This is a genomic window from Mycetocola zhujimingii, from assembly GCF_003065425.1.
In the GTDB taxonomy this organism is placed as follows: Bacteria; Actinomycetota; Actinomycetes; order Actinomycetales; family Microbacteriaceae; genus Mycetocola_A; species Mycetocola_A zhujimingii.
This window is the reverse complement of sequence record NZ_CP026949.1, coordinates 1,713,471-1,727,904: the sequence shown is the minus strand read 5'-3', so window position 1 is coordinate 1,727,904 and position 14,434 is coordinate 1,713,471. Positions and strand designations below refer to the sequence as shown.

The following is a 14,434-nucleotide window of genomic DNA, read 5'->3' as shown; positions in this document are numbered from 1 at the left end:
TTCCGCGCGGCTCGGCGCGAAATACCCAGGAAGCTCGTCGAGCAAATGTGCTTCCCAGACAACGAAAGGCCATGAGTGGCTGACCACTACGAAGTACTCGGAGTGTCCCGCGAGGCGACAACCGACGAGATCAAAAAGGCTTACCGCAGGCTCGCACGAGAACTGCACCCAGACGTTAACCCCGGGGCGGATGCCTCCGAGCGGTTCAAGCAGGTCACGCACGCCTACGACGTGCTCAGCGACGCCAAGCAGCGCCAGCAGTACGACATGGGTGGATCCGGCCAGGGAGCGGCCGGTGGCTTCGGTGGATTCGGCGACATCTTCGACACCTTCTTCGGCGGGCAAACCCAGCAGCGTGGGCCCAAGTCCCGCCGCGAACGGGGCCAGGACGCGCTGCTGCGCGTGGAGATCGACCTCGACGAGGTCATCTTCGGCACGCACCGCGACCTCGAGGTCGACACCGCAGTGCTGTGTGAGACCTGCCAGGGCTCGTGCTGCCAGCCGGGAACCTCTCCGATCACCTGTGACATCTGCCACGGCTCCGGCCAGATCCAGCGCGCCGTTCGGTCCCTCCTCGGCAACGTCATGACGTCGAGCCCCTGCGGAAGCTGCCGTGGCTACGGAACGATCATCGTTTCGCCGTGCGTCACCTGCCAGGGCCAGGGCCGGGTTCGCGCCCGCCGCACGGTGCCCGTCGACATCCCAGCCGGAGTCGACACCGGGCTGCGGTTGCAGATGCCGGGCAGCGGAGAAATCGGCCAGGCCGGTGGACCCCACGGCGACCTGTACCTCGAGATCAAGGTCCGCAACCACGAGATCTTCAGCCGGAACGGCGATGACCTGCTTTGCACGCTCGATGTGCAGATGACGGATGCCATCCTCGGCGTCGAGACCACGATCCACGCGCTCGACGGTGATGTCGACCTCGAGCTCAAGCCCGGAATCCAGAGCTCAGAAGTTCTCACCATCAAGGGTCGCGGGGTGACGAAACTGCGCGGCAACGGCAGGGGTGACCTGCGCATCGGCATCCAGGTCGTCACACCGACCAAGCTCGACCACCGCGAGAAGGAACTCATCAAGGCATTCGCGGCCGGGCGCAAGCAGCAGGCCACCCAGCTGGGTCACTTCCAGCAGGGCCTGTTCTCGAAGCTGCGCGATAAGTTCCTGGGTTAGCGCGTGGCCAACCTGTACCTGAACGAAGCGCTCTCTGAGACGCGGGCCGGGGAGCTCATCGAGCTCTCCGGTCCAGAGGCGAAGCACGTGACGACGGTGAGTCGGGCGAAGGTCGGTGACGACCTTCTTGTCGGCAACGGCAGGGGACTGCGTGCCTGGGGCGTCATCGAGACGATCGAGGCAGGCCGGGTCGGAGTGCGCGTCTCGTCCGTCCGGGAGGATTCGCCATCGACCCCTGGCCTGGTTCTCGTGCAGGCACTCGCCAAGGGCGACCGCGACGAACTGGCGATCCAGGCCGCGACAGAGCTGGGAGTCTCGCGGATCATCCCGTGGGCAGCGGCACGCAGTGTCTCCCGGTGGGAAGGCCAGAAGAAGGAAAAGGGCAGGGCGCGATGGGAAACCATCGTCCGCGAAGCGTCGAAGCAGAGCATCCGTTCGTTCGTTCCGCCCGTTGACGAGATCGTCAGCACGGCCGCACTGGCCGCGCTGGCGGCTGAGCACCGCGTCCTCCTGCTCGAGCCGAGCGCAACCGACAAACTCTCCGACTTCGACCCGGCGTCTGATGGACCTCGCGGGGACATTGTTCTCGTCGTCGGTCCTGAGGGCGGAATCAGCAAGGAAGAACTCGCGACGCTGACCGCCGCGGGCGCCCGGGCTGTGCGGCTCGGAGAGACAGTTCTGCGAACGTCGTCCGCCGGACCGGCGGCACTCGCCGTCCTCAACGTTGCCCTCGGGCGCTGGTGACCTGTCAAGCCGGTCCACAACCGGCTCCCGGTTCGTAGGATAGAACCATGTCCGATACTGAGCGAAGCATTTTCAGCCGCATCATCGCGCGCGAAATCCCGGCAACGATCGTCGCGGAGACCGATACCCTGATCGCCATCGAGGACATCGCGCCGCAGGCGCCTGTCCACCTGCTCGTCGTTCCGAAGACGGAGAGCTACCGGAACGTGGCAGAACTCGCCGCGGGCGACCCCGGCCTGATGGCCGAGATGGTGGCTCTCGCCCAGCAACTCGCGGACGAGCGCGCCGGCGGGGAATTCCGGCTCGTCTTCAACACCGGCCCTTCGGCTGGTCAAACAGTTTTTCATGTGCACGCACACGTCCTCGCGGGGACACTTGGAGAGGGAACACTTGCCTGATTCTGATGACCTGGCCGGTTCGAGCGAGCCGGTGACGCCCAACCGGGCGACCCAGGACCGTGACGCCGCAGCACCGTCGGCATCCGAAACATCCGAAGCGAGCCTGCACGTCGACGGAGTCGCCATGGTCAGGCTCCTTGGTGCACAGGACCGCTTGCTCACGACCATCGAGACCCAGTATCCGGGTGTGTCGCTGCACGTTCGCGGCAACGAGATCAACCTGTCCGGCGACCCGCAGCAGGTGCAGGCTGCACACACACTGATCCAGGAACTCATCGAGCTGGTGAAGCAGGGCCAGGACCTCGACCCGCTCGAGGTGCGGTCATCCGCCCGCATTCTCGACGACGCTTCAGGCCGGCCTTCCGAAGTGCTCGGCCAGTCGATACTGACCTCGCGCGGCAAGACGATCAGGCCCAAGACCCTCGGGCAAAAGGAATACGTCGACGCGGTCGACGAGAACACCATTGTGTTCGGAATCGGACCGGCCGGAACCGGAAAGACCTACCTCGCCATGGCGAAGGCCGTACAGGCCCTTCAGCGCAAGGAAGTCGAACGCATCATCCTCACCCGTCCGGCCGTCGAGGCGGGGGAGCGGCTCGGTTTCCTCCCCGGCACCCTCACCGACAAGATTGATCCGTACCTGCGCCCGCTGTATGACGCGCTCAACGAGATGATGGACCCGGAACTGGTCCCGAAGCTTCTCGCCGCAGGCACGGTGGAGGTGGCGCCGCTGGCCTACATGCGCGGTCGCACGCTGAACAACGCGTTCATCGTCCTCGACGAGGCACAGAACACCACGCCGGAGCAGATGAAGATGTTCCTGACGCGGTTGGGCTTCGGCTCGAAGATGATCGTGACCGGTGACATCACCCAGGTCGACCTCCCGGTCGGCGCCTCGGGGCTCCGCCTGGTCACCCGGGTGCTCGACGGAATCGACGACATCCACTTCGCGCGCCTCACCAGTGATGACGTCGTGCGACACTCACTCGTCGGCCGGATCGTCGACGCCTACAGCGAGTACGACCAGGTGAAGCAGGCCGAACGTTTCGAGCGTGGCCAGGCTCAGGAATTTGCCAACCGGGCGGACCGCAGGGGAACAACACCCCGCGATCGTGCCAAGAGAAGAGGAACCAGCTCGTGAGTATCGAGATCAACAACGAATCAGCGATTCCCGTCGATGAGTCGGTGATTCTCCGGTTGGCTGACTACGCCCTCGGTGTCATGCATGTCTCGAGCGAGGCCGACCTCAACATCGTGCTCGTCGACGAAGCGGCCATGGAGCAGTTGCACGTGCAGTGGATGGACGAACCGGGTCCAACCGACGTGCTCAGCTTTCCCATGGACGAACTGCGCCCTGGGACAGAGGATGCGCCGACTCCGCCTGGACTACTGGGCGACATCGTGCTGTGCCCGCAGGTCGCAGAGGGGCAGGCAGAGACGGCCGGCCACTCGACGATGCAGGAGTTGCTGCTGCTCACAACGCACGGCATCCTGCACCTGCTCGGTTTCGATCACGCCGAACCGGACGAGGAGCGGGAGATGTTCGGAATCCAGCGTGACATCCTGCTTGGCTTCAGTATTGAGGAGCGCCGTTCCTAGGCCATGACACTTTTCTGGTTCATTGCCGTCGCGATCGTCCTCGTCGCATTCGGCGGTCTCATGGCATCCGTCGACGCTGCGATCGGCGTCAAGTCACGAGCTGACATCGCGGAACTCGCTTCCCACTCACGACACTCAGCGGCACTGCAGGGCATCGCGGATGACCCGAACGCACACCTCAACGCCGTCAACTTCATCCGTATCCTCGCCGAAACCACGGCGGCGGTGCTCGTCACGCTGGCCTTCGCGTTCAGCCTCGAGGAGCAGTGGCTTGTGCTGCTCCTGTCCGCGCTGATCATGACGGCAGTGTCGTTCGTGCTCGTCGGGGCCAGCCCGCGGAGCTACGGCCGCACGCACGCAGACACCATCCTGCGGCTCGCCGGCCCGCTCGTGCGCTTCATCCGGGTGCTTCTCGGCCCGCTCGCCGACGCCCTGGTCGCGCTCGGTAACCGCGTCACCCCCGGCGTAGCTCGGAACGCGTCGTTCTCGAGCGAAGAGCAGCTGCTCAGCATGGTCGACGAGGCCACGGAACTCGACGTGCTGGAGGAGGACGACCGCGAACTCATCCACAGCATCTTCGAGTTCAACGAGACGGTAGTCCGCGAGGTGATGATTCCCCGCACGGATATGGTCACTGTCGACGCGTCGGTCACAGTGCAGCAGGCGATGAGTCTCTTCCTGCGCACCGGGGTCTCCCGGGTGCCCGTCACCGACGGCGAGGTCGACGACGTGGTCGGGGTCCTGTACCTCAAGGACGTTGTCCGGCTGGTTCACGAGGGTGATGCCAAGGCCAACAGTGTCACTGTGCGGAGCCTGGCCCGTGAGGCACTCTTCGTGCCAGAGTCGAAGAAGGCCGACTCGCTGCTCCAGCAGATGCAGCTCGAGTCGAACCACCTCGCCATGGTCGTTGACGAGTACGGCGGGATCGCCGGCCTGGTGACCCTCGAGGACCTGCTCGAAGAGCTCGTCGGCGATATCTCCGACGAGTACGACGCGGACAGCCGCGATGTCGAGGACCTCGGCGACGGCAGGTATCGCGTCAACGCCAGGCTCCCCGTCGACGAACTTGGTGAGCTGTTCGACCTCGAACTCGACGACGACGAGGTGGACTCCGTCGGCGGGTTGCTCGCGAAACTGCTCGGCCGCTTGCCCGTCGCTGGTTCCGCGGTCGAGACAGACGGACTCGTGCTCACCGCCGAGCGCACAGAAGGACGCCGCAAGGGCGTCAGCACGATCCTCGTGGAGAGAACAGAAGCTCTCAAGGACGTGCAGGAATCTTTCGAACAATCAGAGGAGAAGTAGTCATGACCCATGACGATCAGCAGAATGACCAGCCCGATGCACAGCAGGAGCAGGAGCAGGAGCAGGAGCAGGAGCAGCAGCAGCAGCAGCAGCAGGAGCAGCCGGAGCACGTCCAGCCGGAACGGGAGATTCTTCCTGACAACGGATACCGCGCGGGCTTCGTCTCGTTCGTCGGCAGGCCCAACGTCGGCAAATCCACGCTGACCAACGCCCTCGTCGGCCAGAAAGTCGCGATCACCAGTTCGAAGCCGCAGACAACGAGAAAAGCGATCCGCGGCATCCTGCACGACGAATCCGGCCAGCTCATCATCGTCGATACCCCCGGCATCCACCGCCCGCGGACGCTTCTCGGGCAGCGCCTCAACGACCTCGTGCAGTCGACGCTCAGCGACGTCGATGTGATCGCCCTCTGCGTCCCGGCCAACGAGAAGATCGGCCCTGGCGACAAGTTCATCAACGAGCAGCTCGACCAGTACCCCCGGGCAAAAAAGGTGGCCATCGTCACCAAGATCGACGCGGCGCCACGGCCCACGACCGCGGAGCAGCTTGCCGCGGTGCAGGAGCTGCGCGACTGGGACCTGATCATTCCTGTGTCGGCAACGAGCAGCATCCAGCTTGACATTCTGGTCCGAGAGCTGATCGCACTTATGCCGACATCGGAGGCTCTCTACCCCGAGGATGCCGTCACCGACGAAAGCATCGAAGACCGCATCGCCGAGTACATCCGTGAGGCCTCCCTCGAGGGCGTCCACGATGAGCTGCCACACTCGATCGCCGTCACCATCGACGACATGATCGACCGCGAGGACAAGGACATCCTCGACATTTACGCCAACATCTTCGTCGAGCGCGACAGCCAGAAGGCGATCATCATCGGCAAGGGCGGCTCCAGGCTGCGCGATGTCGGCCAGCAGGCGCGCATCCCGATCGAGAAGCTCGTCGGCAAGCAGGTGTTCCTGTCGCTGCGGGTCAAGGTCGCGAAGGACTGGCAGCGGGACCCCAAGCTCCTCGGGCGCCTCGGGTTCTAGCGATTCGTACATCGGGAGGATGATCTTCTCCTCCCGATGTGCCGGATAGCCACGTCACGGCTCCGACGGGAACTAGCGTGGAGATATGTTCCGTCGTCTCTCGCCGCCGCAAATCACTGTCGACATCGTTGTCGCGGCGCTGTTCGGACTTGTCGTTGCATCGATAGAACTGCCGTTCAGCGACGGCATGGCACCCGTGATCGTCGCACTCGGCATGACCGCGTCGCTCGCGCTGCGCCGCTTGTCGCCCGGGCTCGCGCTTGGCGTTGCCTGGCTCGCGGTTGCCGTTCAGCTCACCGGCGCCATGCAACCCGTTCCCTCAAACCTCGCGATCCTCGCCGTGCTGTACGCGACAGGTTGCTATGGCGGTACCTGGGTCCGGTGGGCCGGGCTGGCCTCGGCGATCGTCGGCGGAGTGATTGCGGCGACGTACACCTCGTTTATCTTCTTCTCCACGGGATACGACCTGACGCAGATGGCGGATTTCTCCGGCGTCGTCATCGCCTCGGTCTTCGGTTCCATCGCCGCCATCTTCGTCTTCACGCTGGCGTGGACGATCGGCCTGCTCGTGCGCACCTCTCAGGCGGCGAAGGCGGAGAGTGTGCGCCGTCGGCAGGCGCAGGAGGAGCAGCGGCTGGCGGAGCAGACCGTCGTCGTCGAGCAGGAGCGCAACCGGATCGCCCGCGATATGCACGATGTCGTCGCGCATTCCCTCGCCGTCGTGATCGCGCAGGCGGATGGCGCGCGGTACGCGCAGAAGGGCGACCCGGAGGCCATGGACTCGACGCTGGAGACGATCGCCGAGACGGCACGGGGTGCACTCGGTGACGTGAGGTTGCTGCTCGCCGAGTTGAGGCACCGGCAGGGCGACGGACCCCAGCCGCTGCTCACCGATCTCGACGCTCTGTTTGAACAGATGCGGGGTGCGGGGCTCGACGTTCGGGTGAACATCTCGGGCACCCAGCCTCCGCTGCCGACCGGTCACCAGATCGCGATCTATCGGATCCTTCAGGAGGCGCTCACGAACGCGCTGAGGCACGGCAATCGAAGCGAACCGGTGCGGGTCGACCTGCACTGGCAGAACGCGGGTGTCGCCGTGCGGGTCGATAATGTCGTCGCCCCGATTCCGTCGCCGTCCGACGGTGTGGGCCACGGGCTACCGGGAATGCACGAGCGCGCCGCGCTCGTCGGCGGCTGGTTTACCACGGAGCGCACCGAGGATTCCCGGTTCGTCGTATCGGCCTATATCCCCGTGCCCAAACTCGCTCAGATGGGAGCAAACCGATGACCGGTGAGACCATTCGTGTCGCCCTCGTTGACGACCAGGAACTCTTTCGCGCCGGCATCCGCATGCTGGTGAGCTCGCAACCCGACTTCGAGTTCGTCGGTGAGGCAGGCGACGGGAGAGCGGCCCTCGCACTCGCGCGGGAGACTCAACCCGATGTCATCCTGATGGACGTCAGGATGCCGGTGATGGACGGCATCCAGTCCACCATCGCGATCCTCGACGCTGCGGATGCCGCCGGCACGGTGCCGCCCCGCATCATCGTTCTCACGACGTTCGATCTCGACGAGGGCGCCGCGCACGCCCTGCGCAACGGAGCCAGCGGATTTCTGCTCAAAGACACCCAGCCCGGGTTCCTGCTCGCCGCCATCCGCACCGTGCACGCCGGAAACGCGGTGATCGCGCCCGGCGCGACGCAGGCGCTGTTCAGTCACTTCGGTGGGGGTTCGCAGACCCGTCGGGTCCCCGATCAATTCGAGAGCCTCACGGCCAGGGAGAAGGGCATCTTCGCTCTCGCCGCGCGAGGGATGAGCAACTCCGAGATAGCTGCGGGCGAGTTCCTCAGCGAAGCGACAGTGAAAACCCACATCTCGCGGGTGCTCGGCAAGCTCGGGTTGCGGGACCGGGTGCAGCTCGTCATCTTTGCTTACGAGCACGGACTCATCACCCCGGAATCGCCGGTGGGCTGATCGCGGTCATCCGGGAGGATGACCGCGATCAGCCCGCAGGCCGACGCGGCCGCCGGCATCCGGTTCCTAGCCTGTGGTTATGAGAATAACGACGACAGACATGGGCCTCGCGGCACGCGTGAGCAACGTGAGCAAGCGATTCGGCGACGGGCACGGCGCCGTCGTGGCACTCGACAACGTGTCCATCGGGATCCGCCGCGGACAGTTCACCGCCATCATGGGTCCGAGCGGTTCGGGCAAATCGACGCTCATGCACATCATGGCCGGACTCGACCAACCCTCCGGGGGATCTGCGTGGCTCGGCGACACCGAAATCACCCACCTCGATGACACCGCGCTTACCCGACTGCGGAGGCGCCGGATCGGGTTCGTGTTCCAGTCGTTCAACCTGGTCCCGACGCTCGACGCGCGCGCGAACATCCTCCTGCCGTTCGACCTCGACGGGCACACTCCGACCGCCGACGAGCAGGCGTGGATCTCAACGCTGTGCGATTCGCTCGGGCTCACCGACCGGCTGACCCACCGACCACATGAACTCAGCGGGGGCCAGCAACAACGGGTGGCGATTGCACGGGCGCTGGTGACCCGGCCGGATCTTGTCTTCGCCGACGAGCCGACGGGCAACCTCGATTCCCGCACCGGCCGCGAGGTGCTTGGGCTCCTGGCGGACGCCTGCGCCAGGTTCGGGCAGTCGATCGCGATGGTGACGCACGATCCGATCGCCGCGAGCTACGCGGATCGAACCCTCATCCTCGCCGACGGTCGTATTGTGCACGAACTCGGCCGTGAGAGTGCGGAGAAGATCTCCGGCTTCATGCTCGCCATGGAGGAGCGGGCGTGAGAGGGCGATTACGACGGTACGGCTCGACCTTCCTTGTCGCCGCTCTCTCGGGTGCCTTCGGCACGATCCTCGTACAGGGAGTCGGGGTGCTCACCGCTCTCATCGCCGGTGACGACATCGGCGAGCGGAATTCCGTCCAGGTAGCACTGGCACTCGTCTCCGTCGTCTTCTTCGGTATTGCCATCTTCGTCGGTGGACTCGTGACGTCGAACACGGTGAGCACGGTCATCGCCGGTCAGACGAGGGAGCTCGCGCTCTTCCGGTTGATCGGGTCGAGCGCGGCTCGACTCCGGGTGCAGATCGCGGTCGACGGTCTTGTGGTGGGGTTCATCGGCGCCGTCGTCGGCTTCATAGTCGGAGCTGCGGTCACCGCCGTGAGTGTCGCCATCGGAGTCGCGACCGGCGGCATCCCGGATCTCGACTACGTCCTGATCTCGCCGGCTCTCGGAGCACCCGTTGTCGCTGTTGCGCTCGTCACCTGGCTCGCGGCATGGGTCGGGTCGCGTCGGGTCCTCGACGTCACCCCGGTCCAGGCTGCCGCTGCGTCGGTCGAGCCGTCGAGGGAAGAGACGCGCGCCCGCCCGCTGCGCAACGGCGTCGCCTTCGCGCTCATCGGAGTGGGCGTGTTGCTGCTCGTGGCGGGTATCGTTCTCGGTCTCGTCAGCATGCTCGGTGTCCTCGTTGGCATGCTCGGCGGCATCCTTTCGTTCACGGGAATCGTGCTCGCCGCACCGGTGTTCATGCCACCGATTCTCGGTCTCGTCGGGCGGATGCTCGGTCGAAGGCCTACAGCGCGGATTGCCGCGGCGAATGCGGTTCGCAACCCGGCGCGATCGGCCCGCACGACCATCGGCCTCGTCATCGGCATCACCCTCGTGACGATGTTTGCCGTTGCAGCGCAGAATTACTTCGACGTCATCGAGAGGAGCCGGGAGCAGTACCCGGCCGACTATGGCGACAGCGACAGAATCCTCATGCTGACGATTGGCGTCTTCGCCGTGCTCTTTGGGTTCTCAGCCCTCATTGCGGCGGTGGGTATGGTGAACAACCTTTCGCTCAGCGTGATGCAGCGTCGGCGGGAGCTGGGGCTCCTGCGGGCGCTCGGGTTCACGAAGGCACAGGTGCGGGCGATGATCCTCGCGGAGAGCGTGCAGATGACGGTGGCCGCGGTCGGCTTCGGTCTGGTCCTCGGCATCGTTTACGGCTGGGCCGGTTCACAGGCGCTGCTCGGGTCGATTCTCGGCGGGGGGTTCGCGCTTCCCGGTGTTCCGTGGCTGGTGCTTGCAGCATCAGCGGTTGCCGCGGCTGGACTCGCCGCGGGCGCGTCGCTCGTCCCCGCCCGCCGGGCAACACGCATCTCGCCCGTTGAGGCCCTCGCTGTCGAGTGATGGTTCGAGCACTTCTGCACCCAAAGGAAGGTTTCGGTGTCAAAGTGCACAGAAGCGGTGCGTTCGGGTCTGGATCGGTGTTAGCCTGATTCCGTGTTGTTCGGTGCCTTCCTTCTTAGCTGCCGCGGCGAGGCTTAGCTCATAGCCCTCTCGTCGCGGAGTTCATTGTTGGCTGAACATCTCACGCGAGGAGAAGAGATTATGCAAAACAACCAGACCCCGTCGGGTATGCCGATCCACAAGTACAGCCAGTACCAGGACACCTTCGACGTCAGCCTTCCTGACCGCACCTGGCCCGACAAGCGGATCACTGCAGCACCGCGTTGGTGTGCTGTCGACCTTCGAGACGGCAACCAGGCCCTCATCGATCCGATGAGTCCCGAGCGCAAGCGCATCATGTTCGACCTGCTGGTCAAGATGGGCTACAAGGAGATCGAGGTCGGTTTCCCGAGCGCGAGCCAGACCGACTTTGACTTCGTCCGCAGTCTCATCGACGAGAATGCCATCCCCGACGACGTCACCATCCAGGTGCTGACCCAGGCGCGCGATCACCTGATCGAGCGCACCTACGAGTCGATCGCCGGTGCGAAGCAAGCGATCGTGCACCTCTACAACTCGACGAGCGTGCTGCAGCGCGAGGTCGTCTTCCGCACAGACAAGCAGGGCATCATCGACATCGCCCTCGCCGGCGCGCGTAAGTGCCGCGAGATGGAGAAGTCGATCCCGGAGACCACCGTCTACTACGAGTACTCGCCCGAAAGCTACACCGGAACCGAGCTCGAGTACGCCGTCGATGTCTGCAACCAGGTGCTCGAAGTCTTCGAACCGACGCCCGACCGCAAGGTGATCATCAACCTGCCCTCGACGGTCGAGATGGCCAGCCCCAACGTCTACGCCGACTCGATCGAGTGGATGGGCCGCCACCTCAACCACCGCGAGAACGTCCTCATCTCGCTCCACCCGCACAACGACCGCGGCACCGCCGTTGCTGCCGCCGAACTCGGATACCTCGCCGGGGCTGACCGCATCGAAGGCTGCCTCTTCGGCAACGGCGAGCGCACCGGAAACGTCGACCTTGTCGCCCTCGGGATCAACCTGTTCACGCAGGGCATCGATCCCCAGATCGACTTCAGTGACATCGACGAGGTCAAGCGCACCGCCGAGTACTGCAACCAGCTTCCGGTGCACGAGCGCAGCCCGTGGGCGGGAGACCTCGTCTTCACCGCTTTCAGCGGATCGCATCAGGATGCCATCAAGAAGGGATTCGAGGCGATGGCCGCCGACGCTGCGGCGCAGGGCAAGGACGTCAACGACCTCAAGTGGGCCGTGCCGTACCTCCCGGTCGATCCCAAGGATCTCGGGCGCAACTACGAGGCGGTCATCCGGGTGAACTCGCAGTCCGGCAAGGGCGGAGTTGCCTACCTGCTCAAGACGGACCACGCGCTCGACCTGCCGCGCAAGCTGCAGATCGAGTTCTCCGGTGTCGTCCAGGCGAAGACCGACGAAGAGGGTGGCGAGTTCACGAGCGACGCCATCTGGGGAGTCTTCCAGGATGAGTACCTGCCGAGCGACACCGAGGCCGAGAAGTGGGGCCGGTTCGAACTGCAGTCGACCCGTACGTCGAGCCGCATGGCGGGATCCGTCGAGCTCACCATCGACCTGCGCGACCGCGACACGGTCTCCGAAGCGACCGCGACGGGCAATGGGCCGATCGCCGCTTTCCTCACCGTGATGCGCGACCGTGGAATCGATGTGACCCTCTACGACTACGTCGAGCACGCGCTGAGCGCGTCGGGAGACGCCCTCGCTGCAGCCTACGTCGACCTGCAGGTCGGCGACCGCAGGCTCTGGGGCGTCGGTATCGACGCTGACATTTCGACGGCGTCGCTCAAGGCCGTCGTGTCAGCGGTGAACCGCGCCATCCGTACCTCGACTCCTGACCGCGAGCTCGCCGGGGTCTGACCCGCGCGGCCTTTTAGGCCGACTCTCTGGGTTCGGCCAGCTTCGGCGGGCTTAACGCGCCACGGTCAGCAAGGCCCCGCACCGCCGAGAGGCGCCTGCGGGGCCTTTCGCTGTCCGCTCCGCCTGCCACGGTTCGCGGGCAGCGTGATAATTGCGGATGCCACGCCCGGTGAACTGACCGGGCGCCCAGCGGGACGCGAGATACTGGACTGTGCCCGTTTACCGTGAAGAAGGAGTCGTGCTTCGCACCCACAAGCTGGGCGAAGCCGACCGGATCGTCACGCTCCTCACGCGCGGTCGCGGCAAGGTTCGCGCGGTAGCGAAGGGTGTTCGCCGCACCGGCTCCAAGTTCGGCGCCCGGCTTGAGCCGTTCATGGTTGCGGACCTGCAGCTCTACGAGGGCAGGACGCTCGACGTCATCAACCAGGCCGAGACCCTCGCCTCCTACGGTGCGCTCATCGCCGCCGATTACTCCAGCTACACCGCAGCGACCGTGATGGTCGAGACGGCCGACAAGCTCACCGAGTCGGAGGGCTCCCTTCAGCAGTACCTCCTGCTCGTCGGCGCGCTGCGCGCCCTCTCGCGCCACGACCACGATGCCACGCTCATCCTCGATTCTTATCTCCTCCGTTCGCTGTCGCTTGCCGGCTGGGCGCCGAGCTTCTTCGACTGCGCCAGGTGCCAGGCGCCAGGACCCCATCGGCACATGGTTGTGCAACTCGGCGGCGTCGTGTGCGACAACTGCAGCCCGCCGGGCAGCCCGAGGCTCGACGAAGACGCCATCACCCTCCTGGCCGCACTGCTCACCGGCGACTGGGATGCGGCTGACGCCTCAGACGACCAGCTCCGATCACGCGCGAGCGGTGTTGTCGCCGCATACACGCAGTGGCACCTCGAGCGCGGCCTGAAATCCCTTGTCCACGTGTCACGAGAGCGAGCACAGTAACTTTGCCCAAGCCATTCACGCACAAGGATGCCGTTCCGTTCCGTCCCCTCGACTGGACGGGCATCTACCCGCCGCAGGTTCCGGCTGCGGCAGTGCCAAAGCACGTCGCCATCGTCATGGACGGCAATGGCCGCTGGGCCAACCGCAAGGGCTTGCCGCGAGTGGAGGGTCACCGGGCGGGGGAGGCCGCGCTGCTCGACGTCGTCGCCGGCGCCATCCAGATGGGCGTGAAACACCTCTCCGTGTATGCCTTCTCCACCGAGAACTGGCGCAGGTCGCCCGACGAGGTGCGGTTCCTCATGGGCTTCAACCGCGACGTGCTGCACCGCCGTCGTGACCAGCTCAACGAGTGGGGGGTTCGTGTGCGCTGGGCGGGACGCAAGCCGAGGCTGTGGGCATCCGTGATCAACGAGCTGCAGTACGCCGAGAATCTCACCCAGGACAACGACGTGCTGACGCTGACCATGTGCGTCAACTACGGAGGCCGGACCGAGATCACGGATGCCATGCGCCAGCTGGCAGAGCAGGTCGCTGCGGGTACCCTCAAGCCGTCCGGTATCACCGAGAAGTCGATCCAGCGCCAGTTGTACGTGCCTGACCTGCCCGACGTCGACCTGTTTGTGCGGAGTTCGGGGGAGCAGCGCACCAGCAACTTCATGCTGTGGCAGTCGGCGTATGCCGAGATGGTGTTCCTCGACAGGCTGTGGCCTGACTTCACCCGCGAAGACCTCTGGGAAGCGGTCGGGTTGTACGTGGACCGCGACCGGCGGTTCGGCGGGGCTGTGGATAAGCCCGGCGTCTGACGGCCAGGCGCGCGCCGCTTCAGTTGTCACAAACGCACGTGATGCTCCCCGGATAACGTGCATTCGTGACAGTTGAGTGGCGCCGTAGCCCGGGATCCGCAGCACGCCCGCGTCTCCTACCGCCCGCGGCTTCGGTTGTCACAAAAGCACGTTATGTCTCACGGAAACGTGCTTTTGCGACAGTTGAGAAGCGGCACAACACGTGACGGCGACGTCGGCGACGGATGACCGCGACGGCATCCGCTGCACACCCGCGTCTCCTGCGGCACGCGCCGC

General features: G+C 65.2%; 14 protein-coding genes. All 14 read left to right on the top strand.

Annotation, left to right across the window (positions count from 1 at the left end; translation table 11 throughout):
* Positions 1-75 precede the first annotated feature (75 nt).
* The 14 genes from dnaJ to C3E77_RS08165 all read left to right on the top strand — a co-directional run bounded on the left by dnaJ (position 76) and on the right by C3E77_RS08165 (position 14,158).
* Positions 76-1,173: a molecular chaperone DnaJ gene (gene dnaJ / locus C3E77_RS08230; RefSeq protein WP_108391193.1), complete on the top strand. Its 1,098-nt coding sequence runs from the start codon at positions 76-78 to the stop codon at positions 1,171-1,173.
* 3 nt (positions 1,174-1,176) lie between these two features.
* Positions 1,177-1,917 carry a 16S rRNA (uracil(1498)-N(3))-methyltransferase gene (locus C3E77_RS08225; protein ID WP_108391192.1) on the top strand — a complete coding sequence of 247 codons (741 nt, stop codon included), beginning with the start codon at positions 1,177-1,179 and terminating at the stop codon, positions 1,915-1,917.
* A gap of 47 nt (positions 1,918-1,964) precedes the next feature.
* The gene (locus tag C3E77_RS08220) at positions 1,965-2,315 is read left to right on the top strand and encodes a histidine triad nucleotide-binding protein (protein ID WP_108391191.1); all 351 of its coding nucleotides are present in this window, start codon (positions 1,965-1,967) and stop codon (positions 2,313-2,315) included.
* Between the two features lie 124 nt (positions 2,316-2,439).
* Positions 2,440-3,456, top strand: a complete 1,017-nt coding sequence (locus C3E77_RS08215; protein ID WP_232528851.1) for a PhoH family protein — start codon at positions 2,440-2,442, stop codon at positions 3,454-3,456.
* Positions 3,453-3,914 (top strand): rRNA maturation RNase YbeY, encoded by a 462-nt coding sequence (gene ybeY / locus C3E77_RS08210; RefSeq protein WP_108391189.1) that lies wholly within the window; start codon positions 3,453-3,455, stop codon positions 3,912-3,914. The genes C3E77_RS08215 and ybeY overlap by 4 nt, the downstream gene beginning before the upstream one ends.
* A 3-nt stretch (positions 3,915-3,917) precedes the next feature.
* Complete coding sequence (locus C3E77_RS08205) at positions 3,918-5,216, top strand: hemolysin family protein (RefSeq protein WP_108391188.1); 1,299 nt, start codon at positions 3,918-3,920, stop codon at positions 5,214-5,216.
* A gap of 2 nt (positions 5,217-5,218) precedes the next feature.
* Positions 5,219-6,244, top strand: a complete 1,026-nt coding sequence (era, locus tag C3E77_RS08200) for a GTPase Era (RefSeq protein ID WP_108391187.1) — start codon at positions 5,219-5,221, stop codon at positions 6,242-6,244.
* An 85-nt stretch (positions 6,245-6,329) separates the two neighbouring features.
* Positions 6,330-7,532, top strand: coding sequence for a sensor histidine kinase (locus C3E77_RS08195; RefSeq protein ID WP_108391186.1), 1,203 nt, complete (start codon positions 6,330-6,332; stop codon positions 7,530-7,532).
* A complete protein-coding gene (locus C3E77_RS08190; protein ID WP_108391185.1) occupies positions 7,529-8,218 on the top strand; it encodes a response regulator in 690 nt (229 codons plus the stop codon). Before C3E77_RS08195 ends, C3E77_RS08190 begins: the two co-directional genes overlap by 4 nt.
* Positions 8,219-8,297: 79 nt before the next feature.
* Positions 8,298-9,059 carry an ABC transporter ATP-binding protein gene (locus C3E77_RS08185; RefSeq protein WP_108391184.1) on the top strand — a complete coding sequence of 254 codons (762 nt, stop codon included), beginning with the start codon at positions 8,298-8,300 and terminating at the stop codon, positions 9,057-9,059.
* A complete protein-coding gene (locus C3E77_RS08180) occupies positions 9,056-10,447 on the top strand; it encodes an ABC transporter permease (RefSeq protein ID WP_108391183.1) in 1,392 nt (463 codons plus the stop codon). The genes C3E77_RS08185 and C3E77_RS08180 overlap by 4 nt, the downstream gene beginning before the upstream one ends.
* 201 nt (positions 10,448-10,648) lie before the next feature.
* Entirely contained in the window at positions 10,649-12,409 is a 1,761-nt protein-coding gene (gene leuA, locus C3E77_RS08175) for a 2-isopropylmalate synthase (RefSeq protein WP_108391182.1), read from the top strand.
* 211 nt (positions 12,410-12,620) lie between these two features.
* Positions 12,621-13,355: a DNA repair protein RecO gene (gene recO, locus C3E77_RS08170; protein WP_108391181.1), complete on the top strand. Its 735-nt coding sequence runs from the start codon at positions 12,621-12,623 to the stop codon at positions 13,353-13,355.
* Positions 13,356-13,357: 2 nt separating this feature from the next.
* Entirely contained in the window at positions 13,358-14,158 is an 801-nt protein-coding gene (locus tag C3E77_RS08165) for an isoprenyl transferase (protein ID WP_108391180.1), read from the top strand.
* The last annotated feature ends 276 nt before the right edge of the window (positions 14,159-14,434 follow it).